Source organism: Sphingobium fluviale, from assembly GCF_004122115.1.
GTDB lineage: Bacteria > Pseudomonadota > Alphaproteobacteria > Sphingomonadales > Sphingomonadaceae > Sphingobium > Sphingobium fluviale.
In genome coordinates this window covers 1-4,179 of record NZ_SBKP01000031.1, presented here as the reverse complement: position 1 = coordinate 4,179, position 4,179 = coordinate 1, and the positions used below count along the sequence as shown (strand labels likewise).

Sequence of the window (4,179 nt, the reverse complement as noted above, 5' to 3'; positions counted from 1 at the left end):
CGGCGTCTTGCACTTCCAACTCCCTTGATCGTCCAAATTATAAGCAAAACACAATGGACAGGCTTATCGTCGACAACCCATTGAAACTACAACATAAGACACGACTTGGTGTTGATATATGTTAAATTTATGGATTTTTATCTCTATTTTATAGTGAATTAGATGAAACACAAATTATGACATTATGTAAATTTATACCCCCTCAGCCCTGATATTCAGCTTATCGCCCTATACCCATCTTCTCGTTTGCTGGATACGCTCGGCAAGCTGAGCCTCTTGCTGTCTCTAGCATTTCACCAAGGCAAGATTGTAGCCCTTGACTACAATGTAGCGGTAGGCTACATCGAGATCATGAGGCCGATCACGTACACCCGCGCTGCGTTGAAAGCCCTTCGAAAAATGCCGGCCAATGCCGCTGAACGAATCATAGAGAAGATTGAACAATATGCTGCCTACCCGGCCTTGCAGGCCAACAACGTTACTGTTCTCAAAGGTCGGGATGGCATTCGCTTACGTGTTGGTGATTGGCGCGTGATCATGAATGACGAAGGTGTTGTACTTGCTGTCCTCGCTATCGGACCCCGCGGTAGCATTTATGGTTGATGGAGCTAGATATGGGTAAAATGATTTCGATCCCCTTGGAAGAATATCACAGCTTGCGGGCTGCCGCAGAAGATTTGGCTGACTTGCAAACCTATGATCATACTCTGGCGCAACTGGCCAACGGCGAGGAGGAATTACTCTCTGCTGAAATGGTTAAGCGGATTCTGGCTGGGGAAAACCCACTGCGCGTCTGGCGCGAATTCCGTGGCCTCACCCAAACCACTCTTGCTGGGGTTTCTAGCGTTAATCGTGTGCAGATTGCAGATATTGAAGCCGGACGAAGAAGTGGTTCAATTGATACATTTAAGAAGTTGGCCGAAGCCTTGCACATCACACTCGACGAACTGATTTGAGGTAAGGCTCGTCAGCGAACCGGTTCACCTATCGGGCCACGACGACCGATCGCGCGGAAGCCGCTGTTCGTCATCGATGACTTGGAGACGGTGTGGCACGTTGCGGCTCCATGACCACAGCACGAGATTGCGATCCTCCGGCGTGGCGCGGGCGGCAAAGCTCGGCACGATCACGCCCGCGCAACCGGCTGCGATCAACCGATCGGCTAGCGCCCATGTCGGAACCGGCTTGCGATCTGCTGCCAGACGTTCCCAGGCGCAGCCCAGTTGCGCCAACGTCATCTGTACCGCGTCACGACCACCGGCATCGGTCAGATCGAGGATATCGGTAAACTCGGCCCGGTAGGTGCAGATGGTGAGCGGCTGCGCCTTGAAGGCAAAACCCTGCTGAGCTTCGAGCCAGGCTGTCTCGAGGCTAAGGGCTGAATAAAAACAAGGCGTACCGATGCGGTTGAAACGACCCCCGTATAGGCTCGCGCCTTCACCCGACTCTGGATCAAAGGCCCAGGCTGGATGGTGCGCGCGATAAACGAGGCCATCGAAGCGGGTAAACGGTAGAGGCAAGCCTAGGACCTGGCCCAAAGGTCAGGCAAAGCCGCCGGCCGCAATCCGACCGAGATAGGCGCGAACCCTCTCGCCCTGCCCCTGACGCACCAGATCCTCGGCGGTGGCGTCGCCGAAGGACGGGATTGGCTGCGAACGATACCAGGCATAAGCGGCAAGCTCGCTGCCCGCCCAGGGGATCACGCGGTTGATGATCTCGCTCATCACGCGCAGGCGTGACTGGGTGGCGACGCTGCCGCTGCGGGCCGCTTTCGACACGGCATCGCGCGACAGGCCGGCGGCAAGCGCCAGCTCGGACTTGGTGATATGTAGCGCGGCCGACAATCTGTCGACCGAGACGCCGTTATCACCGGAGACTTTCGACAGAAAGGCTGAACTGATCATCTGCCCCACTATATAACCCAGATACAGGCAAAATATGCGGCACGAACCTACATTTGTCAAGCTCAAGCGTCAGGCATGCGGCAAGCAGAGCACGGCGACATTTTAAATGTATTGCATTTTGCGTTACAAAGCGTATGGGGGTTTTGGAGAACGCCCATGACCAAAATTTCGCAGCGCAAGGAACATCCCATATCGATGCGTCTGCCGGAAGCAGACATCGCATTGATCGACCGGGCGGCAAACGCCCGTGGACGATCGCGCACGGATTTTGTCCGGGAAGCTGCGGTACGAGCTGCGGAAGACGTGCTGATGGAACAAAGGCTGATCCGGATGAGCGCGGATGGATTTGCGCATTTCATTGATCATCTCGCTCAGCCAGCCGAGGCGGTTCCGGAGCTGGTCGATGTGTTGAAACGTTCGGCGCCTTGGGATCAGCCCTCCGACGAACGGCATTGATACATGGCGCTGTCCCCGCCGGAACTCATCACCGCAGAGCATGACACCTCTGGATTTGACTGCGGCAAACCGTCGCTCAACGATTGGCTCCGGCATAGGGCCCTGAACAATCAGGAGCGGGGCTTTACTGCAGTTCTGGTTGTTCACGACGCCATGCGCGTCGTTGGCTATTATGGACTTGCGCCAACCTCGATAGTGCCCGAAGTCTTGCCTCGTTCGATCCGAACCGGGCAGCCACCCGATCCGGTACCCTGTCTGTTGCTCGGTCAATTGGCGACAGACGTCGCCTGGACCGGACATGGCATTGGTAGCAGCCTTCTGCGCCATGCCCTGACCCGCTGCCTCGAGGCGGCGCGCCTCGTCGGCGGGCGCGCTGTCGTCGTCCACGCCATCGATGGCGAGGCAATCCAGTTTTGGGAGCGCCGGGGTTTCATACCGTCACGCGATAATCCTATGATTCTGTTTCAGTCGGTGCATGCGATTGCAGCATCGATGGCGGCGACCAACACGTTGCAGGAAACATGAGTGGAGCCGCGCTGATGACAAGGACGCCCAATATACGGCTCCTCGCGCGTCAGTTGACGATGCTTCGCAAAAGAACGATGGAAGGCGGCTCCACCATTGAGCGACCTGGAGCAAAGTTTGTCTGACAGACCCCGTTGATCAGGCAGCGAACAGCTCACCCTGACGCGGCGCGAACGGACGCCGGGCCGTGGGTGTTGCGACAGGCTTGCGCAGCAAGCGGAGCACGTCGGGTTCCACCACATAGACCGCATGGCGCCCACCGCCACGGTTCTCGTGGTTGGTCGCATAACCGGCATAGTGGCGGGTCATCAGGCCGGCACGGGCAAGATCGGAAATCGCGCGGCTGACATTGGCGGTGCCAACCGCCAGGGCTTGCTCTTCGACCGCCTGGTCGATCCGGACGGCATCGCGTACGGGATCGCCGCAGAGCTCGCCAGCGATCGCGGCGGTAACGCGCGCCCGCAGGCCAGCCCGCCGGGCCGGTTGCGAACTCATTGGCATCAGCTGGCCGCAGAGCCAGTCGCGCAGCAGCATCGGCGAGCCACCGGCAGATATGATTGGTCCGGCTTTGCCGCGGGCATCGGCGACCAGCTGCAGGACGAGGAAAGCATAGCGTGGTCGGGCTGACGCCCCGGCGAGGAGCGCAAAAATATCGCCGATCCCCGAGATTTGCGCGTTTCGTTCCATCGAACAGTATTGAGCACAAAAGGTGAATCTTGTGAATCCCTTTTATGCCCGGCGATGTCGATTGTCAGTTATGACAGTTTGCCCGCGCAGGTAGACTGTCATAACTGACAAAGCCCTATCGAACTGAGTGATGTTATCGACCCCGCAGGCTGGGCATATCAAAGTGAAGCGCCGCCACGCGGCTTAGCGAGTAAACCGGAGCGCCCCCCCACGAGATTCAACCTCAATCAGATCGACTTTAGCGATGGCTGTTCACAGGTGCCGAATAGCGTCCATGCGCTGATGCGGGATACGGATAACAGCAATGCCATAGCTTGTTGCCCGGAAATATATGACGTGATTGTCCACGCTGCGGCGGCGATACCCTGATCGAATGGCGGTGCAACTCTGCGCCTGCTGCGGGGTTTCGGCCAGGATCGCACACATGGCTTTCAGGGTCAGGATATAGCGGACTGCCTGCTCCTTGCTCCACTGCGCCCCAGACTGTTGATTTTCATTGAGAGTTGACCCGGTGTTTTCACTGAGAAGTGACCCGTCTTGTGATTATGTTTCGATTAATTCCTGTGGGTCAAGATAGTGCTTTCTCCTTTTTGGGTTTTGCCTGCTG

7 protein-coding genes and 1 pseudogene are annotated in these 4,179 nt (G+C 57.1%); 4 read left to right on the top strand and 4 right to left on the bottom strand.

Annotated elements, in window-relative coordinates; genetic code table 11:
• The first annotated feature begins 246 nt into the window (after positions 1-246).
• Entirely contained in the window at positions 247-603 is a 357-nt protein-coding gene (locus EQG66_RS15080; protein WP_245988136.1) for a type II toxin-antitoxin system RelE family toxin, read from the top strand.
• An 11-nt stretch (positions 604-614) separates the two neighbouring features.
• A complete protein-coding gene (locus EQG66_RS15075; protein ID WP_129405324.1) occupies positions 615-956 on the top strand; it encodes a helix-turn-helix transcriptional regulator in 342 nt (113 codons plus the stop codon).
• 24 nt (positions 957-980) lie between these two features.
• Here the strand turns inward: EQG66_RS15075 and EQG66_RS15070 are convergent, their stop codons facing one another.
• Entirely contained in the window at positions 981-1,520 is a 540-nt protein-coding gene (locus tag EQG66_RS15070; RefSeq protein WP_129405323.1) for an RES family NAD+ phosphorylase, read from the bottom strand.
• 21 nt (positions 1,521-1,541) lie between these two features.
• Complete coding sequence (locus tag EQG66_RS15065) at positions 1,542-1,904, bottom strand: MbcA/ParS/Xre antitoxin family protein (RefSeq protein ID WP_129405322.1); 363 nt, start codon at positions 1,902-1,904, stop codon at positions 1,542-1,544.
• 75 nt (positions 1,905-1,979) lie between these two features.
• On the opposite strand from EQG66_RS15065, the gene EQG66_RS15060 reads away from it, so the two are divergent.
• Together EQG66_RS15060 and EQG66_RS15055 are read left to right on the top strand one after the other, a co-directional pair.
• The gene (locus EQG66_RS15060; RefSeq protein WP_245988135.1) at positions 1,980-2,360 is read left to right on the top strand and encodes a type II toxin-antitoxin system TacA family antitoxin; all 381 of its coding nucleotides are present in this window, start codon (positions 1,980-1,982) and stop codon (positions 2,358-2,360) included.
• 3 nt (positions 2,361-2,363) lie between these two features.
• Complete coding sequence (locus tag EQG66_RS15055; RefSeq protein ID WP_129405321.1) at positions 2,364-2,885, top strand: GNAT family N-acetyltransferase; 522 nt, start codon at positions 2,364-2,366, stop codon at positions 2,883-2,885.
• A 138-nt stretch (positions 2,886-3,023) separates the two neighbouring features.
• On the opposite strand, the gene EQG66_RS15050 is transcribed toward EQG66_RS15055, so the two are convergent.
• Entirely contained in the window at positions 3,024-3,572 is a 549-nt protein-coding gene (locus EQG66_RS15050; protein WP_129405320.1) for a hypothetical protein, read from the bottom strand.
• A 252-nt stretch (positions 3,573-3,824) separates the two neighbouring features.
• A pseudogene (locus EQG66_RS15045) lies at positions 3,825-4,037 on the bottom strand (type II toxin-antitoxin system RelE/ParE family toxin); the annotation flags it as partial.
• Between the last annotated feature and the right edge of the window lie 142 nt (positions 4,038-4,179).

Coding starts and splice junctions, on each gene's coding strand:
- EQG66_RS15060 (WP_245988135.1), top strand. CDS start 1,980: ATGCGGCAAGCAGAGCACGGCGACATTTTAAATGTATTGCATTTTGCG.
- EQG66_RS15065 (WP_129405322.1), bottom strand. CDS start 1,904: ATGATCAGTTCAGCCTTTCTGTCGAAAGTCTCCGGTGATAACGGCGTC.
- EQG66_RS15050 (WP_129405320.1), bottom strand. CDS start 3,572: ATGGAACGAAACGCGCAAATCTCGGGGATCGGCGATATTTTTGCGCTC.
- EQG66_RS15055 (WP_129405321.1), top strand. CDS start 2,364: ATGGCGCTGTCCCCGCCGGAACTCATCACCGCAGAGCATGACACCTCT.
- EQG66_RS15075 (WP_129405324.1), top strand. CDS start 615: ATGGGTAAAATGATTTCGATCCCCTTGGAAGAATATCACAGCTTGCGG.